The organism is Nocardioides panacis (assembly GCF_019039255.1).
Lineage (GTDB): Bacteria > Actinomycetota > Actinomycetes > Propionibacteriales > Nocardioidaceae > Nocardioides_B > Nocardioides_B panacis.
In genome coordinates, this window is sequence record NZ_CP077062.1 from 3,164,735 (window position 1) to 3,191,204 (window position 26,470).

Annotated in this window: 26 protein-coding genes; 5 read left to right on the top strand and 21 right to left on the bottom strand. The window is 73.9% G+C overall.

Going from position 1 to position 26,470, the window contains the following annotated elements; genetic code table 11:
- From guaB to groES, 6 genes are all read right to left on the bottom strand, one after another.
- Complete coding sequence (gene guaB / locus KRR39_RS15400) at positions 1–1,518, bottom strand: IMP dehydrogenase (RefSeq protein ID WP_216938229.1); 1,518 nt, start codon at positions 1,516–1,518, stop codon at positions 1–3.
- 36 nt (positions 1,519–1,554) lie between these two features.
- Positions 1,555–2,283: a Type 1 glutamine amidotransferase-like domain-containing protein gene (locus KRR39_RS15405; RefSeq protein WP_216938231.1), complete on the bottom strand. Its 729-nt coding sequence runs from the start codon at positions 2,281–2,283 to the stop codon at positions 1,555–1,557.
- Positions 2,284–2,295: 12 nt separating this feature from the next.
- On the bottom strand, positions 2,296–3,252 hold the full coding sequence (locus KRR39_RS15410) for a GNAT family N-acetyltransferase (RefSeq protein WP_216938232.1): 957 nt from the start codon (positions 3,250–3,252) through the stop codon (positions 2,296–2,298).
- A gap of 224 nt (positions 3,253–3,476) precedes the next feature.
- Positions 3,477–3,878 carry a VOC family protein gene (locus tag KRR39_RS15415; protein ID WP_216938234.1) on the bottom strand — a complete coding sequence of 134 codons (402 nt, stop codon included), beginning with the start codon at positions 3,876–3,878 and terminating at the stop codon, positions 3,477–3,479.
- Positions 3,879–4,002: 124 nt separating this feature from the next.
- On the bottom strand, positions 4,003–5,628 hold the full coding sequence (gene groL, locus KRR39_RS15420) for a chaperonin GroEL (protein WP_216938236.1): 1,626 nt from the start codon (positions 5,626–5,628) through the stop codon (positions 4,003–4,005).
- Positions 5,629–5,735: 107 nt separating this feature from the next.
- Entirely contained in the window at positions 5,736–6,029 is a 294-nt protein-coding gene (groES, locus tag KRR39_RS15425) for a co-chaperone GroES (RefSeq protein ID WP_216942701.1), read from the bottom strand.
- A 213-nt stretch (positions 6,030–6,242) separates the two neighbouring features.
- Between groES and KRR39_RS15430 the strand changes: the two genes are divergently transcribed.
- Positions 6,243–7,418 carry a class I SAM-dependent methyltransferase gene (locus KRR39_RS15430; RefSeq protein ID WP_216938238.1) on the top strand — a complete coding sequence of 392 codons (1,176 nt, stop codon included), beginning with the start codon at positions 6,243–6,245 and terminating at the stop codon, positions 7,416–7,418.
- A 103-nt stretch (positions 7,419–7,521) separates the two neighbouring features.
- Positions 7,522–8,160: a LysE family translocator gene (locus KRR39_RS15435; protein ID WP_216938240.1), complete on the top strand. Its 639-nt coding sequence runs from the start codon at positions 7,522–7,524 to the stop codon at positions 8,158–8,160.
- 9 nt (positions 8,161–8,169) lie between these two features.
- Here KRR39_RS15435 and KRR39_RS15440 read toward each other — a convergent pair whose 3' ends face one another.
- Positions 8,170–8,967 carry a DUF6597 domain-containing transcriptional factor gene (locus KRR39_RS15440; RefSeq protein WP_216938242.1) on the bottom strand — a complete coding sequence of 266 codons (798 nt, stop codon included), beginning with the start codon at positions 8,965–8,967 and terminating at the stop codon, positions 8,170–8,172.
- Between the two features lie 170 nt (positions 8,968–9,137).
- On the opposite strand from KRR39_RS15440, the gene KRR39_RS15445 reads away from it, so the two are divergent.
- Complete coding sequence (locus KRR39_RS15445) at positions 9,138–9,578, top strand: DUF3224 domain-containing protein (RefSeq protein WP_216938244.1); 441 nt, start codon at positions 9,138–9,140, stop codon at positions 9,576–9,578.
- 19 nt (positions 9,579–9,597) lie between these two features.
- Here the strand turns inward: KRR39_RS15445 and KRR39_RS15450 are convergent, their stop codons facing one another.
- From KRR39_RS15450 to KRR39_RS15485, 8 genes are all read right to left on the bottom strand, one after another.
- On the bottom strand, positions 9,598–9,897 hold the full coding sequence (locus KRR39_RS15450) for an MmcQ/YjbR family DNA-binding protein (protein ID WP_216938246.1): 300 nt from the start codon (positions 9,895–9,897) through the stop codon (positions 9,598–9,600).
- A 32-nt stretch (positions 9,898–9,929) separates the two neighbouring features.
- On the bottom strand, positions 9,930–11,600 hold the full coding sequence (locus KRR39_RS15455) for a glycoside hydrolase family 3 protein (RefSeq protein ID WP_216938248.1): 1,671 nt from the start codon (positions 11,598–11,600) through the stop codon (positions 9,930–9,932).
- Between the two features lie 114 nt (positions 11,601–11,714).
- The gene (locus KRR39_RS15460) at positions 11,715–12,593 is read right to left on the bottom strand and encodes an HAD family acid phosphatase (RefSeq protein ID WP_216938250.1); all 879 of its coding nucleotides are present in this window, start codon (positions 12,591–12,593) and stop codon (positions 11,715–11,717) included.
- A 120-nt stretch (positions 12,594–12,713) separates the two neighbouring features.
- A complete protein-coding gene (gene treZ / locus KRR39_RS15465) occupies positions 12,714–14,450 on the bottom strand; it encodes a malto-oligosyltrehalose trehalohydrolase (protein ID WP_216938252.1) in 1,737 nt (578 codons plus the stop codon).
- Positions 14,447–16,819 (bottom strand): malto-oligosyltrehalose synthase, encoded by a 2,373-nt coding sequence (gene treY, locus KRR39_RS15470; RefSeq protein ID WP_254185178.1) that lies wholly within the window; start codon positions 16,817–16,819, stop codon positions 14,447–14,449. The genes treZ and treY overlap by 4 nt, the downstream gene beginning before the upstream one ends.
- Before the next feature lie 51 nt (positions 16,820–16,870).
- A complete protein-coding gene (locus KRR39_RS15475; protein ID WP_216938256.1) occupies positions 16,871–17,479 on the bottom strand; it encodes an MBL fold metallo-hydrolase in 609 nt (202 codons plus the stop codon).
- Complete coding sequence (locus KRR39_RS15480; RefSeq protein WP_216938258.1) at positions 17,476–18,564, bottom strand: S-(hydroxymethyl)mycothiol dehydrogenase; 1,089 nt, start codon at positions 18,562–18,564, stop codon at positions 17,476–17,478. The genes KRR39_RS15475 and KRR39_RS15480 overlap by 4 nt, the downstream gene beginning before the upstream one ends.
- Positions 18,565–18,599: 35 nt before the next feature.
- Entirely contained in the window at positions 18,600–19,568 is a 969-nt protein-coding gene (locus tag KRR39_RS15485) for a sodium:calcium antiporter (RefSeq protein ID WP_216938260.1), read from the bottom strand.
- Between the two features lie 97 nt (positions 19,569–19,665).
- On the opposite strand from KRR39_RS15485, the gene KRR39_RS15490 reads away from it, so the two are divergent.
- On the top strand, positions 19,666–20,223 hold the full coding sequence (locus tag KRR39_RS15490; RefSeq protein WP_254185179.1) for a SigE family RNA polymerase sigma factor: 558 nt from the start codon (positions 19,666–19,668) through the stop codon (positions 20,221–20,223).
- A complete protein-coding gene (locus tag KRR39_RS15495; protein WP_216938262.1) occupies positions 20,220–21,422 on the top strand; it encodes a hypothetical protein in 1,203 nt (400 codons plus the stop codon). Before KRR39_RS15490 ends, KRR39_RS15495 begins: the two co-directional genes overlap by 4 nt.
- A 46-nt stretch (positions 21,423–21,468) precedes the next feature.
- On the opposite strand, the gene tsaD is transcribed toward KRR39_RS15495, so the two are convergent.
- The 6 genes from tsaD to alr are packed head-to-tail and all read right to left on the bottom strand — an operon-like array spanning position 21,469 to position 26,379.
- Entirely contained in the window at positions 21,469–22,524 is a 1,056-nt protein-coding gene (tsaD, locus tag KRR39_RS15500; RefSeq protein WP_216938264.1) for a tRNA (adenosine(37)-N6)-threonylcarbamoyltransferase complex transferase subunit TsaD, read from the bottom strand.
- 5 nt (positions 22,525–22,529) lie between these two features.
- The gene (locus KRR39_RS15505) at positions 22,530–22,943 is read right to left on the bottom strand and encodes a GNAT family N-acetyltransferase (RefSeq protein WP_216938266.1); all 414 of its coding nucleotides are present in this window, start codon (positions 22,941–22,943) and stop codon (positions 22,530–22,532) included.
- Positions 22,940–23,578, bottom strand: a complete 639-nt coding sequence (tsaB, locus tag KRR39_RS15510; RefSeq protein ID WP_216938268.1) for a tRNA (adenosine(37)-N6)-threonylcarbamoyltransferase complex dimerization subunit type 1 TsaB — start codon at positions 23,576–23,578, stop codon at positions 22,940–22,942. The genes KRR39_RS15505 and tsaB overlap by 4 nt, the downstream gene beginning before the upstream one ends.
- 10 nt (positions 23,579–23,588) lie before the next feature.
- Positions 23,589–24,071 carry a tRNA (adenosine(37)-N6)-threonylcarbamoyltransferase complex ATPase subunit type 1 TsaE gene (gene tsaE, locus KRR39_RS15515; protein WP_254185180.1) on the bottom strand — a complete coding sequence of 161 codons (483 nt, stop codon included), beginning with the start codon at positions 24,069–24,071 and terminating at the stop codon, positions 23,589–23,591.
- A complete protein-coding gene (locus tag KRR39_RS15520; protein ID WP_216938277.1) occupies positions 24,068–25,189 on the bottom strand; it encodes an alpha/beta fold hydrolase in 1,122 nt (373 codons plus the stop codon). The genes tsaE and KRR39_RS15520 overlap by 4 nt, the downstream gene beginning before the upstream one ends.
- Complete coding sequence (gene alr / locus KRR39_RS15525; protein WP_216938279.1) at positions 25,186–26,379, bottom strand: alanine racemase; 1,194 nt, start codon at positions 26,377–26,379, stop codon at positions 25,186–25,188. The genes KRR39_RS15520 and alr overlap by 4 nt, the downstream gene beginning before the upstream one ends.
- Positions 26,380–26,470: the final 91 nt, after the last annotated feature.

The window sequence follows — 26,470 nt, forward strand, 5'->3', positions numbered from 1 at the left end:
TCAGCGCCCGGAGTAGTTCGGCGCCTCGACGGTCATCTGGATGTCGTGCGGGTGGCTCTCCTTGAGCCCGGCCGGCGTGATCCGGACGAACTGCCCGCGCTGCTGCAGCTCGGGGACGGTGCGCGCGCCGACGTAGAACATCGACTGGTGCAGACCACCGACGAGCTGGTGGGCCACCGCGGACAGCGGGCCGCGGTAGGCGACCTGCCCCTCGATGCCCTCGGGGACGATCTTGTCGTCGCTGGTCACGTCGGCCTGGAAGTAGCGGTCCTTGGAGAACGACTTCTTGCCGCGCGAGGCCATCGCGCCGATCGAGCCCATCCCGCGGTAGCTCTTGAACTGCTTGCCGTTGACGAAGATCAGCTCGCCGGGGCTCTCGTCGCAGCCGGCCAGCAGGGAGCCGACCATCACGGTGTCCGCGCCGGCCACCAGGGCCTTGGCGATGTCGCCGGAGTGCTGCAGGCCGCCGTCGCCGATCACCGGGACGCCGGCCGGCTGGCAGGCCAGCGACGCCTCGTAGATCGCGGTGACCTGCGGGACGCCGACCCCCGCGACCACGCGCGTCGTGCAGATGGAGCCCGGGCCGACGCCGACCTTGACGGCGTCCACACCCGCGTCGACGAGCGCCTGCGCGCCCGCGCGGGTGGCGACGTTGCCGCCGATCACCTGGACGTGCCGGGTGGCCGGGTCGCTCTTGAGCCGCTTGATCATCTCCAGCATCAGCCGGGCGTGACCGTTGGCCACGTCGGGCACCAGCACGTCGACGCCGGCCTCGACCAGGGTGGTGGCGCGCTCCCAGGCGTCCCCGAAGTAGCCGATGGCCGCACCGACGAGCAGCCGGCCGTCCGCGTCGTTGGAGGCGTAGGGGAACTGCTCGGACTTCACGAAGTCCTTGACCGTGATCAGCCCGACCAGCCGGCCGGCGTCGTCGACGATCGGCAGCCGCTCGCGCTTGTGCTGGCGCAGCAGCCGGGTCGCCTCCTCGCGCTCGATGCCCTCGTGGCCGCTGATCAGCGGCATCGGCGTCATCACGTCGCCGACCAGCCGGTCGCCCCACTCGGCGACCGGCACGAAGCGCAGGTCGCGGTTGGTGATGATGCCGAGCAGCAGGTGGTCCTCGTCGACCACGGGCAGCCCGGAGACGCGGTACTGGCCGCAGATCTCGTCGAGCTCCTCGAGCGTCGCCTTGGGGTGGATCGTGACCGGGTTGGAGATCATCCCCGTCTGGGTCCGCTTCACCAGGTCGACCTGGTAGGCCTGGTCCTCGATCGACAGGTTGCGGTGCAGCACGCCGATCCCGCCCTGGCGGGCCATCGCGATCGCCATGCGGGACTCGGTGACGGTGTCCATCGCGCTGGAGACCAGCGGGATCCGCAGGTCGATCGTGCGGGTCAGCCTGCTGGTGGTGTCGACCTCGCTGGGGACCACGTCGGTCTCGCCGGGGAGGAGCAGCACGTCGTCGTAGGTCAGGCCGATCGCGGCGAACTTGTCGGGGACGCCGGCGGAGGTGAGGTCCATGAGGCCCTTCTCGGTGCAGGGGGCGGAGCCTCCAGTCTAGGCACCCAGGTAGCGGGTCGGCACCGCCCGTTCGACGTGTCCGCCGTCACCGTCCGCCGCGACCCACCAGGCCTGTGACCCGCGCCGCACGGTGACCGCCTCGCGCAGCTCGGTGCCCACGTAGTGCAGGCCGACGCCGTCCTCGGAGGCGTACCCCGCGGCCAGCTGCCCGGTCGCGACCAGCCGCCGGTACGTCGTCCGGCGGGGCTGCGCGGCGACGTCGTCGTGCACGCCGTTGGACCAGGGCAGGAACCCGAGCCCGTCGTCGAACGGGTCGAGCGCGTCGCGGTAGGAGTCGGTCGGACCGCCGAGGTGCCAGCACAGGCTGCCGGCGCTCACCCCGGCCAGCACCACCCCGGACTGCCAGCACTCCCGGAGCACCGCGGCGAGCCCGTGCGCCCGCCACACCGCCATCAGGTTGACGACGCTGCCGCCCTCCACGAACAGCAGGTCCTGGCCGAGGAGGTGGCGGCGCACGTCGGGCACGTTCGGCTGCGGGAACAGCGTGAGCACCGAGAACCGGACGTGCGGGTGCCGCTCGGCGAAGTCGCGCCGTTTCGCGGCGATGGTCTCCGCGGCGTCCCCCATCGCGGTCGGCACGAAGCAGACCCGCGGCGAGGCCACGCCGGCCAGCGAGAGCGCGTGGTCGACGAGGTGGTGGTTGGACAGCTCGTCGTCGTCGGTGCGCCGCAGGCCCGAGCAGGCGAACACCTGGGGAGGTCTCATCCCGCCATCGTGTCAGGCGGGCGTCGACTGCTCCGCGATCGATGCCTTCCGCGCCGTTGCGGCCGGCACCATGGTGAGCGGCTTGAGGCCGTCCACCCCGACCGTGACCACGACCGTGTCCCCGTCGAGCCTGATCCGCGCCCGGAGCCCCGACGCGAACGCCAGCGACATCAGCGCCGGGTTGTGGGTGCGGCTGCGCAGCACCACGTCGGCGGCGCCGTGCCCCCGCGCCAGCCGGGCCGCGCCGGAGAGCAGCCGGGTGCCGATCCCGCGGCGCTGCCAGCCGTCCTCGACGAGCAGCGACACCTCGGCGATGGCGTTCTCGCAGGTGGAGATGGACGCGATGCCGACGACCTCGTCGCCGACCGTCGCGACCAGCGCGCCGTTGCCGGCCAGCAGGAGGCGCCGGGCGAACCGGTCGTCGATCCGGGCCAGCGGCGTGGCGTAGCGCCTGTAGACCGAGTCCGCCGAGCAGCGGGCGTGCATCCGGATCAGCGACGCCGTGTCGTCGAACGTCGCGAGCCGGACGGTCGGGGCGTCGGGCGACGCCGGCGTCGGCGCGACGGGTCCCTCCTCGTCGGACGCCGGGGAGGGGGTGAGCAGCTCGGAGGCCACCTCGGCGAAGGCCACCGCGCGGGCGTGCTCGGTGGCGGTGAACGGAGCGGTACGTCGCAGCACGACCTGGTGCGGGCCGACCGTGACGGAGAGGGTGTCCTGGACGGCGCTGAGGTCGGTCGCGTGCGGGGAGGCCGGCGTGGCGTCGAGCAGCCGGCCCAGCACCTCGGCGAGCGTGGCCGAGTCGTGCGCCAGCCTGCGCAGGCCGTGGAGGTACTGGATCGGGCCGTCGACCAGGGCGTGCTCGGTGCACGTGCCGACCGTGACCTGGCCGCCGCCGGCCTCCTCGATCAGCTCGGCGACGTCGACCATCCCCCACGAGTCGGGTGCCCGGAGCACCAGCTCGTCGGTCACCCCGGCGACGCCGGGGAAGATCTGCAGGCCGAGGATGTTGACCCCCCTGCTCGCCGCAGTGCCGGGCCAGGGTCGCCAGCGACCCGGGACGGTCGGCCATCGTCGTACGCACGCGGAACAGCACGGCTGCCTCCTCGGAAGGGTGTGATCGAGCCCCTCCAGGGTGGCCGGGGCAGGTTCCGCCCGTGCTGCGCTGGTGTTGCGGGTGTGAAAACTTCGCCGGGTCACTGGACGGCGGCGGCATCCATCCACATGACCTCCCAGGCGTGCCCGTCGAGGTCGTAGAAGCTGCGGCCGTACATGTAGCCCTCGTCCTGCGGCTCCTTGGTCGGCGAGCCGCCGAGGGCGAGCGCCTGGTCGACGAGGGTGTCGACCTCCTCGCGGCTGTCCGCGGAGACCGCGAGCACCACCTCGGTCGCGCTCGACGCGTCGGCGACGTCCTTGGTGGTGAAGGAGCCGAAGAACGGCCGGACCAGCAGCATCACGCAGGCCTGCTCGCTGACCACCATGCAGGTGGCGTTCTCGTCGGTGAACTGCTGGTTGAACGTGAAGCCGAGCTTGGTGAAGAAGTCGACGGACGCGTCGAGGTCCTGCACCGGGAGGTTCACGAAGATCATGCGCGACATCTGGTTCTCCTTGGTGGTGTGCGGTCACCAGGAGAGACCGGGGCCGCGCGGAGAACTCATCGCCGGACGCACGAACGCCGCCCGGGGACACCCGGACGGCGTTCGTCACTGCACGTGCTGTGGATCAGTGGCCGTGCCCGTGACCGTGGCCGCCGCCCGCGGGGGCGGCGTCCTCCTCCTCGGGCTTCTCGACGATCAGCGTCTCGGTCGTGAGCAGCATGCCCGCGATCGAGGAGGCGTTGACCAGCGCGGAGCGGGTCACCTTCACCGGGTCCAGGACGCCCTGGGCCACCAGGTCGCCGTACTCGCCGGTGGCGGCGTTGTAGCCCTCACCGACCTTGCCCTCGCGGACCTTGGACACGACGACGAAGCCGTTGACGCCACCGTTCTCGGCGATCCAGCGCAGCGGCTGGTCGGCGGACTTGGCGACGATGCGGACACCGGTCGCCTCGTCCCCGGTCAGCCCGAGGTCACCGGAGAGCACCGAGACGGCGTGCACCAGCGCGGAACCGCCGCCGGCGATGATGCCCTCCTCGATCGCGGCGCGCGTCGCGGAGACGGCGTCCTCGATGCGGTGCTTCTTCTCCTTGAGCTCGACCTCGGTGGCCGCGCCGACCTTGACGACGCAGACGCCGCCGGCCAGCTTCGCGAGGCGCTCCATGAGCTTCTCGCGGTCCCAGTCGGAGTCGGTGTTCTCGATCTCGGCCTTGATCTGGTTGACGCGACCCTCGACCTCGGTCTTGTCGCCCGCACCCTCGACGATCGTGGTGTTGTCCTTGGTGATCGTCACGCGGCGCGCCTGGCCGAGCACCTCGAGCCCGACCTGGTCGAGCTTGAGGCCGACCTCCGGGGAGATGACCTGGGCACCGGTGAGGGTGGCGATGTCCTGCAGCATGGCCTTGCGGCGGTCGCCGAAGGCCGGGGCCTTGACGGCCGCGGCGTTGAACGTGCCGCGGATCTTGTTCACGACCAGCGTGGACAGGGCCTCGCCCTCGACGTCCTCGGCCAGGATGAACAGCGGCTTGCCGGCGGCGATGACCTTCTCCAGCAGCGGCAGCAGGTCGGAGATCGCGCTGATCTTGCCCTGGTGGATGAGGATGTAGGGGTCGTCCAGGACGGCCTCCATCCGCTCGGCGTCGGACACGAAGTACGGCGAGATGTAGCCCTTGTCGAACTGCATGCCCTCGGTGAACTCGAGCTCGGTGCCCATGGTGTTGGACTCCTCGACGGTGATGACACCGTCCTTGCCCACCTTGTCGAAGGCCTCGGCGAGGAGCTCGCCGATCACCTTGTCGCGCGAGGAGACGGTGGCGACGGCAGCCATGTCGGCCTTGTCGTCCACGTCGCGGGCGGCGTCGCGCAGCGCGTTGCCGACGGCCTCGACGGCGAGGTCCATGCCACGCTTGAGGCTCATCGGGTTCGCACCGGCGGCGACGGCCCGCAGGCCCTCGTGCACCATCGCCTGGGCGAGGACGGTCGCGGTCGTCGTACCGTCGCCGGCGACGTCGTTGGTCTTGGTGGCGACCTCCTTGGTGAGCTGCACACCCAGGTTCTCGAACGGGTCGTCGACCTCGATCTCACGGGCGACGGTCACACCGTCGTTGGTGATCGTGGGGGCGCCCCACTTCTTGTCGAGGACGACGTAACGGCCCTTGGGGCCGAGTGTCACCTTGACGGCGTTGGCGAGTGCGTCCACGCCACGCTCGAGGGAACGGCGGGCGTTCTCGTCGAACTCCAGAATCTTCGGCATCTGTAGATGCACCTTCCTGTGGTCTTGAATGCTGCTTTAAGACATGCACCCCAGGGGCCCGAACGATTTCAGGCCGCCCGGGGCGGTGTCGGACGAAGCGGTTGAGCTCAGCCGATGACGGCGAGCACGTCGCGCGCCGAGAGGATGAGGTACTCCTGGCCGGAGTACTTGACCTCGGTGCCGCCGTACTTGCTGTAGATGACCTTGTCGCCGACGTTGACGTCGAGCGGGACCCGGTTGCCGTTGTCGTCGATGCGACCCGGACCGATGCTCAGGACCTCGCCCTCCTGGGGCTTCTCCTTGGCAGTGTCCGGGATGACCAGGCCGGAAGCCGTGGTCTGCTCGGCCTCGAGGGCCTTGACGACGATCCGGTCCTCGAGAGGCTTGATGTTGACCGACACGATGCCGACCTCCACTTTCGAAGTTGTCGAGGGGTGATGTTTCTGCAGAACGTTTGGTGCCGGCTTCGTCGCACGCCGTCGCGGGGGTCGCGCGGGTCCACCTGCACTGGCACACTCGAGGTGAGAGTGCCAACGTAAATCTAGCACTCGGTGGCCACGAGTGCCAGACGGGTCCGCGGGTCTCTTCCCGGCCCGGCCTGACAGGATGACGGCGTGGACCTCGACGCCTTCCGCTGGCTGCTGACCGAGCCCGGCCAGGCGCTGCTGGTCCGGGCCACCCAGCTGTACGTCGCCCACGCCGGCGACCCGGTGCGGACCGCCACCGCCCTGCGCCGCCACGACGTCTCGCCCGAGCACGCCGCCGCGGCGCTCACCCAGGTCGACCTGCGGGCCCGGGCGGTGGCCAAGCTCGGCGACGACGCGGCGCGGATGTACTTCACCCCCGAGGGCCTCGAGCAGGCCACCCGGTCCCGGGTCGCCACGCACCGCGCGGCGCGGGTCGCGTTCGCCGCCCCCGACTCGGTGCTCGACCTCGGCTGCGGCATCGGTGGCGACCTGGTGGCGCTGGCCCGGGCCGGGCTGACCGTCGCGGGCGTGGACCGCGACGAGCTGCGGGTGGCGGTGGCCCGGGCCAACCTCGACGCCCTCGGGCTCGGCGGGGCGGTGCAGGTGGCGTCCGCGCAGGACGTCGACGTCTCCGGGTTCGGCGTGGTCTTCGCCGACCCCGCCCGTCGTACCGACCGGGGGCGGGTGTTCGACGTGGACGGCTGGTCGCCGCCGTGGGACTTCGTCACCGCGCTGCTGGCCCGGCCCTCGTGCGTCAAGGTCGCGCCCGGCATCCCGCACTCCCTGCTGCCCGACGGCGTCGAGGCCGAGTGGGTCTCCGACGAGGGCGACGTCAAGGAGGCCGCGCTGTGGTCCCCGCAGCTGGCCACGGCGCGCCGCCGGGCCACGGTGATCAAGGGCGGCGGGCTGGTGTCCGTGACCGACGAGGACGACCCCGGCTCCCCCGGCGTCCGGGCCGTCGGCCGCTGCCTCTACGAGCCCGACGGCGCGGTGATCCGGGCCGGCCTGGTGACCGCGGTCGCGGCCGGCGTGAACGGCGGGCTGGTCGACGAGCACATCGCCTACGTGACCAGCGACGAGGCGTTCTCCACCCCGCTGGCCCGCTCCTACGAGGTGCTCGACGAGCTGCCCTACAAGGAGAAGCCGCTGCGCGCCGCGCTCCGGGCCCGCGGGGTGGGGCGGCTGACGATCAAGAAGCGCGGCGTCGACGTGGTGCCCGAGGAGCTCCGCAAGCGGCTGTCCCTGCACGGCGAGCAGGAGGCCACGATCGTGATGACCAGGGTCGCCGGCAAGGGCACCTGCCTGCTCGTCCGCCCCTTCTGACGCGACCCGTCACCCGTGCAGGGGTCCTCCCGGTGTGTCGTCGCAGGAGTGACGGGTCGATAACCCCTGGCGCCGGCCGGCCGCTGATGGGGACACTCGTCGCATGGTCTCCCCCGAGCAGCTCCTCGCCTTCGGCGTCGCCGCCCTGGTGCTGATCGCGATCCCCGGTCCGAGCGTGGTGTTCGTGATCGGCCGCGCCCTCACCTACGGCCGCGGCGTCGCGCTGTCCACGGTGCTCGGCAACAGCCTCGGCCTGCTGGTGGTGCTGGTGCTCGTCGCGCTCGGCCTCGGCGTCGTCGTGCAGGAGTCGATCGCCGTCTTCACCGTGCTCAAGCTGGTCGGGGCGGCGTACCTCGTGGTGCTGGGGGTGCAGGCCGTCCGGCACCGCCGCGGCCTCACCCTCGGCACCGGAGAGCCGGCCGCTCCCCTGTCCCGACGTACGGCGGTCCGCCAGGGGTTCGTCGTCGGCGTCTCGAACCCCAAGGCGTTCATGATCTTCGCGGCCGTGCTGCCGCAGTTCGTGGAGCGCGGCGCGGGGCACGTGCAGGCGCAGATGCTGCTGCTCGGGCTGCTGGCGTTCGGGATCGGGCTGGGGTCCGACAGCGTGTGGGCGCTGCTCGCCAGCCGGCTGCGCGCCTGGTTCGGCGCCTCCCCGCGCCGCGGCGAGGCGATGGGCGCACTGGGTGGCGTCTCGATGATCGGGCTGGGCGTCGGCCTCGCGGTCACCGGACGGCCGGAGTAGCGCTCCGCGTCAGCGGGTCGCCTCGCGGTGGTACGTCGCCGGCGGCGTGCCGACGACCGAGGTGAACGCGCGGGTCAGGTGCGCCTGGTCGGTGAAGCCCAGCTCGGTCGCGAGCGCGGACCAGTCGACCGCCCCGCCGCCGTGCGCGACCGCCGCCGCGTCGAGGATCCGGCTGCGCGAGATCACCCACTTCGGCCCGACGCCGACGTACTCGGTGAACAGCCGCTGCAGCGAGCGCAGGCTCGTCGTCGCCAGGTCGGCGAGCTGCTCGGCGCGGGTCAGGCCGCGGTCCCGCTCGACCGCCGCGACCAGGGCCCGCACCTCGGCGACGACCGGGTCCGGGCGCGGGCCGACCGCGAGGAGGTAGTCCTCCAGGGCCTCGACCATCTCCGGGACGCCGACGTCGCCGAGCACGCGCGCCGCGACCGGCCGGTCGTCGACGCCGAGCAGGTCGCCGGCCGGCTGCACGGTGCCGGCGATCCCGCCGACGCCGCGGCCCAGGAACGGCCGGAACCCGCCGGGGTGGAACGCGACGCCGATGGTGTGCCCGGTGCCGGTCAGGGTGCGGAAGAACGGCTCGCGGCTGATGCCGTGCACGAGCAGCCGGCCCTCCTCCGCGGCGAGGTGGATGCGCGGCTGCGGCACGACCTGCTGCCGGTGCGGCTCGGCGGTGCGCCACCCGACGTACCAGTGGTAGTCGACGAGCCCGGCCAGCGCCGGGCCGGCGGCCACCCGCTCGACGCTGATCGCCCGCTCCGCCGCGGCGGGACGCAGGATCGCGTCGGGTCTGCCGAGCTGCTCGTCCATGGCGCGAGGGTAGCCAGGCACGAGGCCCGGCTCGACCTGAACCCAGGCCCGGGTCGACCTGAACCCAGGCCCGGGTCAACCTGAACCCAGGCCCGGGTCGGCCTGGACCCGGGCCCGGGTGGCGTGTTTGTGCAAGACCGGCGGCCGGGGTTCTCACTACCTTCTCGGGCATGAGCTATGCACAGAAGGCGACCTGCACGTTCACCGTCTCGTCCTGGAGCGAGGAGGTGTACGCCGACATCGACGGCGAGGGGACGACGGCCGGGGAGCTGTACTTCCCGAAGCGCGGGCTGTCCCGCGCGGCCGTCGGGTACACCTACTCCGGGGACGTCGAGGGCACCTCGACGCTGGTGTACCTGATGGGCTACCGCGACGGCGACGACCTGGTGATCGGCCTGGAGCGGTTCGAGGGATCGATCGGCGGCCAGGAGGGGTCCTGCGTGCTGCGGCACGAGGCGGTGCACGACGCCACCGGCGTGCGCGGCACCGCGACGGTCGTGCCCGGCATGGGCACCGGCGGCCTGGAGCGGCTGAGCGGCGAGGCCGCGCTGGAGATCGCCGGGCACAGCGAGACCGGCTACCCGCTGGTGCTCGGCTACGACCTCGGCTGAGGGCGACCGGGCGGGGCGCTCAGGAGTGCCGCCGCCAGGCGTCCTCGACGAGCTCGGCCACCACGGCCGGGTCGCAGTCCGGCAGCGAGACGCGGACCGCCGAGAGGGTCCTGCCCCACCACTTCTCCTCGCACCACCGCGGCCACTCGGCGACGGCGGCACGGATGTCCTCCTCGCCGAGCATCACGTGCAGGTGCTCGGGATCCGGGACCGTCACGAAGATCCGCCGGGCGGTCCGGAAGGACGGGAAGCCGTGGTGGTCCCGCTCGGTGGCGCCGTCGAGCGCCAGCGCCACCCTGCGTACGTCGTCCGGGCTCATGCCCCGACCCTGCCAGAGGACCCGGGTCCGCGTCAGCAGCCGTCGCGGGGCACGCCCGCGACGTCGACGGGCAGCCGGCCCGGAGCCGTCGCCCGGCCGAGGAGCACCGCGAGCAGCGCGTCGAACGCGCCCGGGGTCTCGCCGTACGTCGCGATCCGGACCGGGGCGGTGCTGCCGCCCAGCACGTAGGGGATGTCCAGGGCGACGACCACGTCCCCGCGCGCGGGGCCGCCGGTGGAGTCCACCAGCCGGACCGTCGTGGCCCGCGGCGGTCGCTTCGCGTGCTTGCCGGTGCGCCTGGCCGGACCGACCACCCGCAGGCCGGCCGACGCGGCGGCCGCGCGGAACCGGGCCACTGCGGACGCCGGGCCGCTCACCCGCACCCGCGGGCCGACGAGCCGTCCGGAGCAGGGCCCGGACACCGAGGTGATCCCCGCCGCCGACAGCCGCCGCGACACGTCGCCGCCGGAGCCGGCCGGACGCGGCCGGTGCGCCTGGTCGCGCTGGTGCAGCAGCAGCGCCACCATCCGGATGGCCGCCTGGTCGAGCCGGGCCTGCGGCAGCCTCCCGTCGCGTACGGCGGCCACGATCCCGTCCCGGGCCGCGCGCGGGTCCGGCGGCATCAGCAGCACGTCCTCGCCGGCCCGCAGCGCGCGCACCGCGGATCCGGCGCTGCCGAACCGGTCGGCGACCGCGGCCATCTGCAGCGAGTCTGTGAACGCCACGCCGCGGAAGCCGAGCTCGTCGCGCAGCAGCCCGGCCACCACCGCGTGGGACAGGGACGAGGGGGTCCGCGGGTCCACGGCGCGGACGTCGAGGTGCCCGACCATCACCGCGGACGTGCCCGCGTCGACGGCGGCGCGGAACGGCACCAGGTCGCGGGCGCGCAGCTCGGCCAGCGACCGGTGCTGGACCGGCAGCCCGTAGTGGCTGTCGGTGGTGACCGAGCCGTGGCCCGGGAAGTGCTTGACGACCGGCACCAGCCCGGAGGACGCGAAGCCCTGGACGGCGGCGGTGACCTGCGCGGCGACCCGCTCGGGCGAGGAGCCGGCCGAGCGTGCGCCGATCGCCGGGTCGGCCGGCCCGACGGTGACGTCGGAGTCCGGCGCGAAGTCGACGGTGAAGCCGAGCCCGAGCAGCTCGGCGCCGCTGGCGGCGTACGCCTCGCGGGTCAGTCCCGGGTCGCCGGCCGCCCCGGCGGTCATGAAGGCCGGGAAGCCGGTGACCCCGGACGTCACGCGGGCCACCCGGCCGCCCTCCTGGTCGACGCCGACCAGCACCGGCCAGCGCCGGCCGTCGCGGGCCGCAGAGCGCTGCAGCGCCCGGTTGCTGCGGGCGACCTGCCCGGCGCCGGCGAGGTTCTCGCTGAACGCGACGACCCCGCCGAGGTGCAGCCGGCGGACCAGGCCGGTGGGCGCGGCGGTGCCGCCGTAGGAGGCGACGATGACCTGGCCGGCCCGCTCGCGCAGGGAGAGCCCGCCCACCAGGCTCCGGGCCCGATCGATCTCGCCCGGCGAGGGCCCCCAACCGGTCTCCACGGGCAGCGGCCGGAAGGTCCCGGTGCCGCTGCTGCCGCCTTGCTTCCAGCTGCCGCCCGAGCTCGTGGGGCGCGGGTCGGGCCCGTCCGGGCCGGCGGCGCCGCACGCGGACACGGCGAGCAGGGCTGCCGTCGCGACAGCCGCACCGGTCCGGGGCAGGAGCATCCGGCCAGTGTGCCAAGCGCGGCCCCCGCGCCGGAACCCGGTGGCCGGTGGACGTGCCGACGGCGGTCACCCGGACCGGGTGACCGCCGTCGGCGGGTGCGGCGCGCCTGCCGGTCAGGGCAGGTAGTACATCGGGTTCGGCAGCTTGAACGTCTTGTCGGCGTAGCCGCCGGACAGGTCGCTGAGCTGGTCGCCGAAGTTGGCCTTGATGTCGTAGCCCAGGGACTCGATGTACTTGCGGGTCTCGGACTTCACCTCGATCGTCGAGCAGGCGTTGTCGCCGGTCGTGTCGCACGTGGTCCAGGCGTGGTTGACGTCCTTGAGGAACACGTTGTCGGGGTTCGCGCCGACCGGGGTGCCGGTCACCGGGAAGCCGGTGTTCCTCAGGTTGGTCTCGGTGCCGGCGCGCTGCGACTCGGGGCGGCCGGTCAGGAAGAAGACCGTGTAGCCGGCCTTCTGCGCCGAGGCCACGAGGTCGGGCATGCCGAAGACGGCCGGGAACGCGGCCGCGTCCACGAACGACCCGTTGGTCGACGGGTTGTAGGTGAAGTTGCTGTAGATCTCGTAGTTGTAGGTGTTCAGCGACGTGTCGTCCACGTCGAGCAGGATCGCCTTGCTGCCGGTGCCGTGCTTCGAGCCGTGCTCGTGACCCCGCTTGAGGTAGCCGTCCGCGGACTTCTCGAGCCGGGCCATCTCGCGGGCGTAGGCGCCGGTCGGCGACGCGACGTGCAGGGCGTTGTCCTTGCCGTCCACCGAGTTCGGCACCGGGTCGGCCGTGGTGGTCAGCGTGTCGCCGTAGTACGCCTTGATCGCGGTGCGGACCTGGTCGATGTTCTGGATCTGGTCGGCGCTGGTCGGGCTGGCCGGCGGCGCGGCCACGGCGTGGAAGCCGTGGGAGACGGCGGAGGACTGGAAGCCGAGCGTGGCCAGGGTGGCCAGCGCGGCGACCGACGCGAACGCGGTCAGCGACCGCCGCGAACGGGACGGGGACATGGGTGAGACCTTCCGAGGAGGAGGGGATGCAGATTGCACTCTGCAAGCAGACAAGATGCCACGCGGCACCCCGGCTGTCACCCCTCATGTCGGCCTTTGTCAGCCTTCGGTCGGCCCGCGTTAGCCCAGCACGACCGCGCTCCGCGGGGGTACGTCGATCACCCCGGCGTGCACGGCCAGGTCCGGCTCCCAGCCCAGCAGCACCCGGCCCGGCACGTCGTGGCAGGTCCAGGGCCGGTCGCCGAGGTTGACCAGCACCAGGCAGTCACCGCGACGCGTCCGCAGCCGCCCGTCGGACCACGCGACGTCGGTGCGCCCCAGGTCGGCGTCCCGCAGCGCGGGGTGGGCCCGGCGCAGCGCGATCAGGTCGCGGTACCACCGCAGCAGCCGGGCGTGCGGCTCCTGCTCGGGCTCGGACCAGTCGAGCCGCGAGCGGCGGAACGTCTCGGGGTCCTGCGGGTCCGGGACGTCGTCCTCGTCCCAGCCGTGCGAGCCGAACTCCGCCTTGCGGCCGGCCGCGGTGGCCGCCGCGATGCCGGGGTCGGTGTGGTCGGTGAAGAACTGCCAGGGGGTGCGGGCGCCCCACTCCTCGCCCATGAACAGCATCGGCGTCCACGGCGAGGTCAGCAGGATCGCCGCCCCGCAGGCCAGCAGGCCGGGGTCGAGGCCGAGCTGGGCGCCGGACAGCCGGTCGCCCTGGGCGCGGTTGCCGATCTGGTCGTGGGTCTGCAACGACGCCACGAACCGCCAGCCGGGGACGGTGCCGGCGTCGACCGGGCGGCCGTGCGGGCGCCCGCGGAACGTGGAGAACGTGCCGTCGTGGAAGAACGGCGTGCGCAGCACCTTGGCCAGCGCGCCGGGGTCGGCGAAGTCGGCGTAGTAGCCACCTGTCTCGCCGGTCAGCGCCACGTGCAGCGCGTGGTGCACGTCGTCGGACCACTGCGCGTGCACCCCGAGCCCGGCGACCGCGTCGCCGGAGCCGCGCGGGGTGACCGTGCCGGGGTCGTTGCGGTCGGTCTCCGCGACCAGCCACAGCGTGCGGCCGGTGCGGGCGGCCAGGGCGTCGACCTCCCGGGACATCTCCTCGAGCAGCGGCACCGCGGTGGCGTCGTGCAGCTCGTGCACGGCGTCGAGCCGCAGGCCGTCGACGTGGAAGTCGCGCAGCCACAGCTGGACGTTGTCGAGCACCCAGCGCCGCACCTCGTGGCTGTCGCGGCCGTCGAGGTTGAGCGCCTGCCCCCACGGCGTCTCGTAGGCGTCGTTGAAGTAGGGCCCGATCTCGCCGAGGTAGTTCCCGTCCGGACCGAGGTGGTTGTAGACCACGTCGAGGCAGACCGCGAGGCCGTGCGCGTGCGCGGCGTCGACGAAGCGCTGCAGCGCGACGGGACCGCCGTACACCTCGTGCACGGACCAGGGCGAGATGCCGTCGTACCCCCAGTTGTGCGCGCCCGGGAAGGTCGCCAGCGGCAGCAGCTCGACCACGTCGACGCCGAGGTCGACCAGGTAGGGCAGCCGCGCGACGGCGGCGTCCAGGGTGCCCTCGGGCGTGAAGGTGCCGACGTGCGTCTCGTAGACGACCGCGCCCTCGAGCTCGACGCCGCGCCAGTCACCGTCGCCCCAGGCGTACGACGGGAGGTCGACGTGCGCGCTCGGGCCGTGCGGGCCGTCGGGGAGCCGGACGCCGCGCGGGTCGGAGCGCGGGTCGCCGCCGTCCAGGGAGAATGCGTAGCGGTCGCCGTCGGCGACCTCGACGTCCCCGTGCCACCAGCCGCCGTCGCCGCGGCGCAGCGGGTGCCGGGCGCCGTCGAGCACCAGCTCGACGGTGCCGGCGCGCGGGGCCCAGATCGCCGGGGTCACGCGCGGTGCACCCGTCGCAGCAGCGCCACGGGGTAGTCCGCGAGCACGTCGGCGCAGCTGTTCTCGGCGCCGCCGTGCAGGCTCCCGGTCAGCTCGTCGCGCCACAGCCCCTCGGGGAGCGCGAACGTCGCGCCCTCCCAGCCGCCGACGACCTCGAGCCGCTTGGCGGCGCGGGTGGCGAGCACCGCGACCTCTCCCCCGCGGACGAACCCGACGAGGTGCCGCGACGTGCCGACCAGCGGCTGGTGGTCACCCGCGTCGGCGAACGCGTCGCGCAGCTCGCGGCGCAGCGCCAGCGCCTTGTGGGTGACCAGGAGCTTCTCGTCGTCGAGGTCGCGGGGGGCGCCGCCCTCGCGCAGGTGCGCGAGCCGCGCGCGGCGGTCGTCGTAGTCGACCGGGCGGCGGTTGTCGGGGTCCACCAGTGACAGGTCCACCAGCTCGCAGCCCTGGTAGGTGTCGGGCACCCCGGGCAGCGTCAGCTGGAGGAGCTTCTGGCCGAGCACCATCGCCCGGACCGCCGTCGCGTTGTGGTCGACGGCGGTGCGGACCAGCGCCGCGAGCCGGCCGTGGCCGTTGGCGTCGGCGGCGAGCTCCAGCACGCGGGCCTCGTACTCCGGATCGGAGTCCAGCCACGACGTGCGCTGCTTGGACTCCCGCATCGCCTTGACGAGGTAGCCCTTGAGCCGCTCGCCGTCGATGTCCCCGATCCCGGCGAGCGTCTGCCAGACGAGGTGCGCGGTCGGCAGGTCGACGCCGCGCTTGCGGGCCGCGGCGGCGAACTCCTCCGAGCAGCGCTGCCAGGACTCGGCGTCCCCGGCGACCGCGACCAGGCGGGCCCGGACGTCCTCGCTGCGCTTGGTGTCGTGGGTGGACAGCGTGGTCATGCCCAGCGGCCAGTGCTGCTGCTGGTGCGCGGCCCACCGGTGCAGCAGGTCGGCGGAGGCGCTCTCGAGCAGGTCGGGGTCGCCGCCGACCTCGTTGAGGCCGACCTGGCGGTGCCAGCGGTAGAACGCGGTGTCCTCGATGCCCTTGGCCATCACCGGGCCCCAGGTCTGCTGTAGGCGGACGGCGAAGTCCCGGGCCGCCTCGCTGTCGGTGTCCCCGGTGGCGAGCCCGACGAGCTGCGCGATCTCGTCCTTCAGGTCCGGACGGGCCGCGCCCGCGGTGTCGCCGGCGTGCTGGATCCGGGTGCGGGCGAGCTCCTCGGTCGGGGTCCCGGGCCGGACGTAGGCGCGGTAGACCTCGCAGGCCACCAGCAGCTCGACGACCGCCTCCTCGAGCCGGGCGGGGTCCACCTCGGGCAGCGCGTCGGCGGCCCGCCGGACCAGCCGGCGGCGCTCGGGCACCAGGACGTCGGCGACCACCTGCCGCTTGGAGTCGGCGATCACCCGCTCCAGGGACGGGTCCCCGCCAGTCTCCTCCCAGGCGTGCTGGAGGGCCGGGGCGACGGCCGGGTCGATCAGGGCGTAGGAGACCACCTTGGCGGCGTCGTACCCGGTGGTGCCGTCGCAGGCCCACTCCGGCAGCGTCTCGTCGCCCTCGAGGATCTTCTCCACCCAGATCGCGGTGCCCGGACGCAGCGCGGCGCGCAGCCGCTCGAGGTAGCCCTCCGGGTCGGCGAGGCCGTCGGGGTGGTCGATCCGGTAGCCCTCGACGATCCCGCGCTGGTTGAGGTCGACCAGCACCCGGTGGGTGGCGTCGAAGACGTCGGGCAGCTCGACGCGCACGGCGATCAGGCTGTCCACGTCGAAGAACCGGCGGTAGTTGAGCACCTCGTCGCGCTCGCGCCAGCCGGCCAGGACGTAGTGCTGCTGCGCGAGCACCGCGGCCACCGCGGCGCCCGGGTCGCCGTCCCAGGTGCCGGCGGCGACCGGGAACACGTGGTCGTGGTAGCGCAGCACCCGGCCGCCGTTCTCCTCGCCGAGCCGCAGGTCGCCCTTGGCCAGGACGTCGGCCAGCGGCTCCCACAGCACCGGCAGGCCGATCCGGCCCTCGAGCGCGTCCCAGTCGACGTCGAACCAGTGCGCGTGCGCGGCGTCGCGGCCGTGCTCGAGGACGTCCCACAGCGGGGCGTTGCTGCTCTCCGGCGCGACCAGGGCCATGTGGTTGGGCACCACGTCGACGACGATGCCCAGGCCGTGCTGGCGGGCGGTCGCGGCCAGCGCCACCAGGCCCGCCTCGCCGCCGAGCTCCTCGCTGATCCGGTCGTGGTCCAGCACGTCGTAGCCGTGCATCGAGCCGGGGACCGCCTGCAGCACCGGGGAGAGGTAGAGGTGGCTGACGCCGAGGTCGGCGAGGTAGGGCACCACGCCCTCGGCGTCGGCGAAGGTGAAGCCGGCGTGGAGCTGGAGGCGGTAGGTGGAGGTCACGACCACTGTCTACCCGGAACCGCGAGGGGTGACACGGTCGCGGTGGGCAATTCAGGTCACATTCGCGCGCTCGGCGCCGATCGTCGTGTCGTCCCCGTGCCCGGTGTGCACCACGGTCGCGTCCGGCAGCCCGAGCAGCCGGTCGGTGATCGAGGCGACCAGCAGCTCCCGGTCGCTGTAGGAGCGTCCGGTCGCGCCGGGCCCGCCGTTGAACAGGGTGTCGCCGGTGAACACGCAGCCCAGCTCCGGGGCGTGGAAGCAGACGCCGCCGGGCGCGTGCCCCGGGGTGTGCAGCACGCGCAGGGTGGTGCCGGCGACCTGGATCTCCTGCCCGTCGGCGAGGTCGACGTCCCACAGCTCGTCGGTGTGCGTGAGCTCCCACAGCGGCCGGTCGTCGGGGTGCAGCAGGATCGGCGCGGTGACCCGCTCCCGCAGCGCCGGGGCGACGCGGACGTGGTCGTCGTGGGCGTGCGTGCAGAGGATCGCCCGGACCGTGCGGTCGCCGACGACCGCGAGGATCCCCTCGACGTCGTGGGGGGCGTCGATCACCACGCACTCGGAGTCGTCGCCGACGACCCAGACGTTGTTGTCGACGTCGAAGGTCTCCCCGTCGAGGGTGAACGTGCCCTGCAGGACGGCCTTGTCGATGCGGGCGGTCACGAGAGCACCACGACGCTGCGCAGCACGTCACCGTCGTGCATCTTGGTGAACGCCGCCTCGACGTCCTCCAGGGCGATCTCCTCGGACACGAACGCGTCCAGGTCGAGCCGTCCCTGCTGGTAGAGGTCGACGAGCATCGGGAAGTCGCGCGAGGGCAGGCAGTCGCCGTACCAGCTGGACTTGAGCGCGCCGCCCCGGCCGAACACGTCGATGAGCGGGATGTCGGGGATCACCATGTCCGGGGTGGGCACCCCGACGAGCACGACGGTGCCGGCCAGGTCGCGGGCGTAGAACGCCTGCTTCCAGGTCTCCGGACGCCCGACCGCGTCGATGACCACGTCGGCGCCGTTGCCGCCCGTGAGCGCCTGGATCGCCGCCACGACGTCGCCGGCACCGGCGTCGACGGTGTGCGTGGCACCGAGGTTCGTGGCCCACTCGAGCTTCTTGGGGTCGAGGTCGACCGCGATGATGGTGCCGGCGCCGGCCAGCCGGGCGCCGGCGACGGCCGCCGCACCCACCCCGCCGCAGCCGATCACCGCGACGCTCTTGCCGCGGCCCACGTTGCCGGTGTTGATCGCCGCACCGAGCCCGGCCATCACGCCGCAGCCGAGGAGGCCGACGGCGGCCGGCCGTGCGGACGGGTCGACCTTGGTGCACTGGCCGGCGTGCACCAGCGTCTTGTCGGCGAACGCGCCGATGCCGAGCGCCGGGGACAGCTCGGTGCCGTCCTCCAGGGTCATCTTGCGGGTGGCGTTGAAGGTGCTGAAGCAGTACCACGGCTCGCCGCGGGTGCAGGCCCGGCAGGTGCCGCAGACGGCCCGCCAGTTGAGCACCACGAAGTCGCCGGGGGCGACCGAGTCGACGCCCTCGCCGACCGACTCCACGACGCCCGCGGCCTCGTGGCCGAGCAGGAACGGGAACTCGTCGTTGATGCCGCCCTCGCGGTAGTGCAGGTCGGTGTGGCAGACCCCGCAGGCGGAGATCGCGACGACCGCCTCGCCCGGCCCGGGGTCGGGGATGTTGATCGTCTCGATCGAGACGGGCTCGCCCTTGGCCTTGGCGACCACTCCGCGGACCTGCTGCATGAATCCTCCTGCTGTCGGGACGGTGTCCTCGCAGGCTAACGGGCGAGCAGAAAACCCATCGCCCCGACGTAGGCCACGACCAGCAGCGCACCCACGGCCTTGGGCAGCCGGCCGGTGCGCAGACCGACCAGCAGCACCAGCGGGAGCACCGCGGTCACCCCGGCGGTCGTCACGACGAGGTTGTGCCGTCCCAGGCCGAGCGGGCTGACCAGGGCGGCCAGGCCGAGCGAGACGGTGGCGTTGTAGGCGACCGCGCCGACCGTGCCCGCGACGACGACCTCGGTCAGCCCGCGGCGCCGGGCCGCCCAGACCAGCGCGACCATCTCGGCGCTGGTGGCGAGCGCGAGCACGGTGAGCCCCACCACGGACTCGGTGAGCCCCAGCGCGTCGACCAGGCCCTCGGCGCCGCGGACCGCGAGGAAGCCGCCGACCACCATGCCGAGCAGCCCGAGCAGCACCATCAGCAGCGCGCGGCCGGTCGCCTCGTCCCCGGCCCCCTCGCCGACGTGCAGCCGGTCCTTCTCCTCGAGCTCGGCCATCTCGCCGATCAGCGGTGGCGTCCGCTCCCGGCGCCACACCCAGACGACCCCGGCGACGTACAGCGCCACCAGGACCGAGCCTTCGAGCCGGTCGAGCACCCCGTTGAGCATGAACAGGTAGGCCACCGCGCCGAGCACGGCCGCCGCGACGCCGTACTCCACGCTGCGCCGGGTGACCGGCAGCCGGGTGACCAGGGCGGCGAGGCCGAGGGTGAGGGTGAGGATCACCAGGTTCGCGCCGATCGCGTCCCCGGCGGCCAGGGCCGGGTGCCCCTGCCCGGAGGCCAGCATCGCGGTGACCGCCTCCTCCGGCTCGGCGCCGGCCAGCAGCAGTGCGAGCGCGAGCACGCTGACCCCCAGCCGGGACGAGGCCGCGGTGACGTTCTCGGCGAAGCCCTCGGCGCCGGCCGTGAGCAGGGCGGCACCGACGACGAGCAGCAGGAGGGCGACCAGGAGGCTGAGCACGGCCTCATCGTCCCGCGCCCGGGCGGCGCGGCGGATGCAACCCGCCGGGCCGGTTCCGCGTCTTGGTGGCAGGGATGCGGAGAGGATGGTGGGACGGGTGCAGCTGGCAGCCGAGACGGGGGTCGGGATGGCGCCGGACCGGGACGCGGACTTCGCGGCGTACATGGCCGCCCGTCAGCCGAGCCTGCTGCGGACCGCCTACCTGCTGAGCGGGGACCGGCACACCGCCGAGGACCTGGTGCAGGTGGCGTTCGCGAAGCTGTACCTGTCGTGGGACAAGGTGCAGCGCCGGGAGCTGGTCGACGGCTACGTCCGCCGGATCCTGGTCAACGAGCACACCTCGCTGTGGCGGCGGGCGTTCACGCGCCGCGAGGTGGTCTCGGGGGCCGTCCCGGAGACGCAGACGCTCGACCGCACCGACGACGGCGAGAGCGCGGCGCTGTGGGCGTTCGTGCAGACCCTGCCGCGCAAGCAGCGTGCGGTGATCGTGCTGCGCTACTACGAGGAACTCTCGGAGGCGGAGACCGCCGAGGTGCTCGGCGTCTCCGTCGGCACCGTGAAGTCACAGGCCAGTCGGGCGCTCGCCGCGATGCGGTCCCGCGTCCACGACCACCCCGGGATCGGCCGGGGAACGCCTCGGGAGGAGGAACGATGAGCACCCACGACGAGGACCGTCTCGCCCACGGCCTGCGCGAGCGGGCCGGGGACGTGCAGGGCGCACCGGTGGGCCTGGCCGACGTGCAGCGCAGCGCCCGCGGCATCCAGCGGCGCCGGCGGGCCGTCGGCGGGGTGGTCGCGGCGGTGGTGCTCGCGGTCGCCGTTCCGGTCGGGCTGAACGCCGCCACCGGCCCCCGGGCCGACCGGCCGGCGGCCCCGGCGACCACCTCGCCGTCGGTGCCGCCGGTCACGCCGTCGCCCTCGCGGCGGACCGGGGAGCCCGTGCCGCTGACCGTGTCCGGCGCCCCGACGGGCGCCCCGGCGGCACTGGCCTACCTGCGCGGCACGACGGTGCTGGTCCCCGGCGCCGACCCGGCCGAGCTCCCCGCGGCGTACGACACGGTGGCGGCGTACCGCGGCGGCTGGCTGGCCGTCCAGCGCCGGCAGGGCACGCCGTACGTCGTCCACCTCGACGCCTCGGGACAGGTCCTCGGCAGCCGGCCGGGCGGCGACCGGATCGTGGTCAGCCAGGACGGCGTCGAGGTCAGCTGGGTCGAGGGCGACCGGCTGTACCTCGACACCACCAACGGGCACAGCGAGCAGCCGCGGTCGATCGCGCTGCCCGCGGGCGCGTCGGCGAGCCCGGTCGGGTTCGTCGGGCCCGGCGCGGTCCTGGCCCGGGTGGACGGCCCGGAGGACGACTACTGGGTGACCTCGTTCGAGGACTTCCAGGTGGTCCGGGGGCTGCTCTCGGTGCGGGCCACCGACGAGTCGCACGGCGTGCTCGGGGCGCAGACGTCGTACAGCAACCAGACGGGCACCTCGTGCTGGGCGCTGCGGACCGACGCCGGCGGGGACCCGGAGCCGAAGACCTGCGACTGGACGATCGAGCGGTTCAGCGCCGACGGGGCGCACTTCGCCGGCTACCCCTCCGGCACCGACGGGCTCGGCTCGGCGGCGGTGGCGCTGCTGGACTCGGCCACCGCGACGCCGGTCGTCACCTTCCAGCGGCGGGGCGACGGCGTCACGTTCGTCGCCGACGTGGCCTGGGAGGACGGGACCCACGCCCTGGCGTCCCTGTACGAGGACGGCCGCTGGTACCTCGTCCGGCTCGGCCTCGACGGCTCGCTGGAGCGGCTCGACGAGGCACCCGGGGCCCCCGAGGAGAGCCCGTTCCACTTCGCCGCCCGGCCCTGAGCCCAAAGCGCTGGTCGAGGCGCGAGCCTCGACCAGCGGAGGGCGGTCAGGCGAGGACGGACGTCACCGGCAGCGAGGAGTCGGCGGGCAGGTCGAGCGGCGAGGCCTGCCGGCCCCGGGCCACCATCTCCGCGCCCAGCGCGGCGACCATCGCGCCGTTGTCGGTGCACAGTCCCGGCCGCGGCACCCGGACCCGGATGCCCTTCGCGGCGGCGCGCTCCTCGGCCAGCACCCGGAGCCGGGAGTTCGCCGCCACCCCGCCGCCGATCAGGATGTCCTCGATGCCCTCGCTGACCGCGGCGTCCACGGCCTTGCGGGTCAGCACGTCGACCACCGCCTCCTGGAACGAGGCGGCGACGTCGTCGACGGGCACCGGCTCGCCGGACCGCTCGCGGGCCTCGACCCAGCGCGCGACGGCGGTCTTCAGCCCGGAGAACGAGAAGTCGAACCGGTGCCGCTCCAGGTCGCGCCGCGAGGTGAGGCCGCGCGGGAAGTCGACGTACACCGAGGAGCCGGAGCGGGCAGCCCGGTCGATGTGCGGGCCGCCGGGGAACGGCAGGCCGAGCAGCCGGGCGACCTTGTCGAACGCCTCGCCGGCGGCGTCGTCGATCGTCGCGCCGAGCGGGACGACGCCCTGGTCCCCGCCGGTCACGTCGCTGACCCGCAGCAGCGAGGAGTGCCCGCCGCTGACCAGCAGCGCCACGCACGGCGAGGGCAGCGGGCCGTGCTCGAGCTGGTCGACCGCGACGTGCGCGGCGAGGTGGTTGACCCCGAAGATCGGCTTGCCCAGCCCCACGGCCAGCGCCTTGGCGGCCGCGACCCCGACCAGCAGCGCGCCGGCGAGGCCCGGGCCGTTGGTCACCGCGATCGCGTCGACGTCGAGCAGCCGGATCCCGGCGTCGGCGCAGGCCCGCTCGATCGTCGGCACCATCGCCTCGAGGTGCGCCCGGGAGGCGACCTCGGGCACCACGCCGCCGAAGCGCGCGTGCTCCTCGACGCTGGAGGCCACCGCGTCGGCGAGCAGGGTGTTCCCGCGCACGATGCCGACCCCGGTCTCGTCGCAGGAGGTCTCGATGCCGAGCACGAGGGGCTGGTCCGTCATGAGGGTCATTGTGTCGCGCGCTCCATGACGACCGCGTCCGCCCCGTCCCGGTAGTAGCGCCGGCGCCTGCCGATCTCGGTGAACCCCTCGGCCTCGTAGAACGCGCGCGCCCCCGTGTTGCGCTCGCTGACCTCGAGCAGCATCCGCCCGCCGGTGCTCACCGCGGCCAGCAGCCGGTGCGCCAGCCCGGTGCGCCGGTACGTCGCGGCCACCCCGATCCGCTGCAGGTCCACGACGTCGGAGGACAGCGTCACCGCGTAGCCCACGACGCCGGCGTCCACCGCGACGACCGCCGTCCGCCGCTCGCCGGTCAGCTCCTCGGCGACCGAGCCGGCCGGCCAGGCGTCCGGGCCGAACAGCTCGGCCTCCAGGTCGGTCACGGCCGGGACGTCGTCAGCGGTCGCCGGGCGCAGGATCACGAGACGGGCTTGGGCTTCGCGGGTGCCGCCACGTCCGGGCGCCGGAGGTAGAGCGGCTCCGGGTCGAGCAGCTCGGCGCGCTCGTCGCTCACCACGCGGGCCAGCACCCCGGCGTCCGGGTGCTCCGGGCCGACGGCGTGCGGGAACGCCTCGGGGTAGAGCAGCGCGCCCGCCCCCACGACCGGCAGCCCGGTGGCGACGTCGGCCGGCTTCGCGACGTGCGGGCCGTCGAGGCGCACGCCCTGCCCGTCGTACGACGCCCAGTAGACCTCCTTGCGGCGCGCGTCCGTCGCGACCAGGAACGGCCCGTCCACCGCGCCCTCGTCGACGGCCTGCACCGCGAGCACGTCGAGCGTGCACACGCCGTACACCGGGACCTCCAGCGCGAGCGCCAGCGTCCGCGCGGTGACCAGGCCGACCCGCAGGCCGGTGAACGGCCCGGGCCCGACGCCGACGGCGATCGCGGTGACGTCCTGGCGGGGCACCCACGCCTCGTCCAGCACCCGGGTGATGCCGGGGGCGAGCAGCTCGCCCTGGCGGCGGGCGTCGACGACGGTGTGCGAGGCGACGACCCGCTCGCCGTCGTGCAGGGCGACGGTGACGGCCGGGGTGGAGGTGTCGAAGGCGAGCAGCACGCGGACGAGGTTACGCGCCCGCGACCGGGCCGAGGTCGACGCCGTTCCAGCGCGGGCCGAGGGCGGTCAGCCTCACCGTGCGGGTCTCGCCGTCCTCGTCGGCGTGCGCGCGCAGGATCTCGACCTCCAGCCGGTCCTCGGCCAGCTCCTCGGCCACGCCGGTCCCCCACTCCACGACGGTGACCGCGTCCTCGAGCGAGGTGTCCAGGTCGAGGTCGTCGAGCTCGAGACGGTCGCCGAGCCGGTAGGCGTCGACGTGCACCAGCGCCGGGCCGCCGGACAGCGACGGGTGCACCCGGGCGATCACGAAGGTGGGCGACGTGACCGCGCCGCGGACCCCCAGTCCGGCGCCCAGGCCCTGGGTGAACGTGGTCTTGCCGGCCCCCAGGTCGCCGCTGAGGATGAGCAGGTCCCCGGAGCGCAGCAGGGTGGCCAGCCGGACCGCGAGGTCGCGGGTGTCCTCGGCGGTGTCCGCCACGACGGAGAGCGTCACGAGACCTGGCTGGTCGGGCCCGCGGCGGCGGCCGCGAGCAGCTCGTCGAGGGCGGTGTTGACCCGGTCCTTCTGCTCCAGGATCACCATGTGCCCGGCCCCGGCGCACTCGACCAGCTTCGCGCCGCCGATCCGCTGGGCCATCTTGCGGCTGTGCCCGACGGAGGTGAGCACGTCCTCGGTGCCCGAGAGGATCGTCGTCGGGACCTCCGCGAAGGCCCCCAGGGCGCCGTACTTGTCGAGCGTGTCGAAGTTCGGGAAGAACTCCGCGAGCACCTGGAAGGAGGTGGCGGCCAGCATGTTGTTCACGAACTCGACGTAGGAGGCCGGCACGTCCCCGCCGAACGCGAACTGCTCGGCGACCAGGAAGCCGATGTTCGAGCCGCGGCGGCGCAGCGAGTCCACGAGCTGGGGCGCGCGCGCCAGGCCGGCGATCACCCGGGAGCCGACCTGCCCGCCGATGGAGTCGGGGATCAGCCGGCTGACGATGTGGTGGGTCTTCAGGCCCCCGGCGGTCGTGGACATCAGCGCCACGCCGGTGACCCGCTCGTCGAACAGGTCGCGGTGCCGCTCGGCGAACGCCATGATCGACATGCCGCCCATCGAGTGGCCGACGAGCACGACCGGCCCCTCGGGGACCAGCTCCTCGATCACCTGCCGGAGGTCGTCGCCGAGCTGGTCGATGGTCGCGTGCGCCTTGTCCGACCTGCCCGACCGGCCGTGCGAGCGCTGGTCGTAGAACACCAGGCGGTGCTTGCCCCGGAAGTACGCGCGCTGGAAGTGCCAGCAGTCGAGGTTCAGCGCGTAGCCGTGCACGAAGACGACCGTCGGGTCGGGCGCCACCCGCCGGCGCGGCTTGCCGACCCGGCTCACCGGCCGGGTCTTGGCGGCCTCCTCGGAGTACGGCGCCACCTCGTCGACCTCGGCGTGCAGGCTCACGCCGTCCTCGGTGCGGACGGTGAGCGCGTCGCTGTGCAGGCTGCCGAGCTCGTCGGCGCCGGGCGCGCCCGCGCGCCGGGTGTGGTCGACCTTGCGCTCGACGAAGAAGCCGGCGGTCACCGCGGCCGCGGTCGCGCCCATCCCGGCAGCGGCGAGCCCGAGCCACCGTCGCTTGGTCATGCGTTCCTCAGTTCCTTCGAGACGTGCCGCCGGACGAACCGGCCACCGATCCTGGTGACGATCTCATAGGAGATCGTGCCGCAGGCCTCCGCCCAGTCCTGTGCGGTCGGCGCGCCGTCCCGGCCGGAGCCGAAGAGCACCACCGGGTCCCCGGCCGCGAGCTCGTCGTCGCCGAGGTCCAGCACCAGCTGGTCCATGCAGACCCGGCCCGCGACCTGCCGCTGCCGCCCGCCTGCCAGGACGTGCGCGGTCGAGGAGGCGTGCCGCGGCACCCCGTCGCCGTACCCCGCCGGCACCAGCCCCAGGAAGGTGTCCCGCGGCGCGGTCCAGCCGTGCCCGTAGGACACGCTCGCGCCGGCCGGCACGTGCTTGACCAGGGCGAGCCGGGCCCGCACGGTCATCGCCGGCACCAGGCCGAGCTCGGCGGAGGTGACCACGTCGGGTGCCGGCGAGAGGCCGTACGCCGCGATGCCGCACCGGACCAGGTCGTAGGAGGACCACGGCCGCAGCAGGGCGCCGGCGGAGTTGGACAGGTGCCGCACCTCCGGCTCGATGCCGACCGCGTCGACGACCTGCAGGGCGTGCACGAACGCCTTCTCCTGCGCGTCGTTGGCCGGGTGGTCCGGCTCGTCGCTGCAGGCGAAGTGCGACCAGATCCCGGTGACCCGCAGCGCGCCGACCTGCTCGGCGTCGGCGGCGGCCGCGACCAGGGCCGGCCAGTCCTCCGCGGTGGCCCCGCCACGGCTCAGCCCGGTGTCCACCTTGAGCTGCACCCGGGCGCGCACGCCGAGCGCGCGGGCGGCGGCGGCGATCTCGTCGACCTCGCGGACGGTGTAGGCGGTCAGGTCGACGCCGGCCTCGACGGGCCGGGTGTAGTCCTCACCGGGGACGGTCAGCCAGGTCAGGATCGGGCCGGTGTCGCCCGCGGCCCGCAGCGCGAGCGCCTCCTCGATCACGGCGGTGCCGAGCCAGTCGGCGCCGCCGGCGCGGGCGGCCCGGCCGGACTCGACCAGGCCGTGGCCGTAGCCGTCGGCCTTGACCACCGTCATCATCGCGGCGTCGCCGACCCGGGCCCTCAGGGTCGCCACGTTGTCGCGGATCGCGTCGAGGTCGACGACGATCTCGGCGCGGGCGTCGGGCGAGGCGGGTGCCCCGGTCGCGGGGAGTGCTGCGGGCTCTGGCGTGCTCATCTCCCGTCCATCCTCCCAAACCCCCGTCGACCCGGCGACTCCGGCGCCCGCCACCCCGCCGACCCGGCGACTCTGGCGACGTTTCTCCGCC

Coding starts and splice junctions, on each gene's coding strand:
- guaB (WP_216938229.1), bottom strand. CDS start 1,518: ATGGACCTCACCTCCGCCGGCGTCCCCGACAAGTTCGCCGCGATCGGC.
- KRR39_RS15405 (WP_216938231.1), bottom strand. CDS start 2,283: ATGAGACCTCCCCAGGTGTTCGCCTGCTCGGGCCTGCGGCGCACCGAC.
- KRR39_RS15415 (WP_216938234.1), bottom strand. CDS start 3,878: ATGTCGCGCATGATCTTCGTGAACCTCCCGGTGCAGGACCTCGACGCG.
- groL (WP_216938236.1), bottom strand. CDS start 5,628: ATGCCGAAGATTCTGGAGTTCGACGAGAACGCCCGCCGTTCCCTCGAG.
- KRR39_RS15435 (WP_216938240.1), top strand. CDS start 7,522: ATGGTCTCCCCCGAGCAGCTCCTCGCCTTCGGCGTCGCCGCCCTGGTG.
- KRR39_RS15440 (WP_216938242.1), bottom strand. CDS start 8,967: ATGGACGAGCAGCTCGGCAGACCCGACGCGATCCTGCGTCCCGCCGCG.
- KRR39_RS15445 (WP_216938244.1), top strand. CDS start 9,138: ATGAGCTATGCACAGAAGGCGACCTGCACGTTCACCGTCTCGTCCTGG.
- KRR39_RS15450 (WP_216938246.1), bottom strand. CDS start 9,897: ATGAGCCCGGACGACGTACGCAGGGTGGCGCTGGCGCTCGACGGCGCC.
- KRR39_RS15455 (WP_216938248.1), bottom strand. CDS start 11,600: ATGCTCCTGCCCCGGACCGGTGCGGCTGTCGCGACGGCAGCCCTGCTC.
- KRR39_RS15460 (WP_216938250.1), bottom strand. CDS start 12,593: ATGTCCCCGTCCCGTTCGCGGCGGTCGCTGACCGCGTTCGCGTCGGTC.
- KRR39_RS15480 (WP_216938258.1), bottom strand. CDS start 18,564: ATGCAGCAGGTCCGCGGAGTGGTCGCCAAGGCCAAGGGCGAGCCCGTC.
- KRR39_RS15495 (WP_216938262.1), top strand. CDS start 20,220: ATGAGCACCCACGACGAGGACCGTCTCGCCCACGGCCTGCGCGAGCGG.
- tsaD (WP_216938264.1), bottom strand. CDS start 22,524: ATGACGGACCAGCCCCTCGTGCTCGGCATCGAGACCTCCTGCGACGAG.
- KRR39_RS15520 (WP_216938277.1), bottom strand. CDS start 25,189: ATGACCAAGCGACGGTGGCTCGGGCTCGCCGCTGCCGGGATGGGCGCG.
- alr (WP_216938279.1), bottom strand. CDS start 26,379: ATGAGCACGCCAGAGCCCGCAGCACTCCCCGCGACCGGGGCACCCGCC.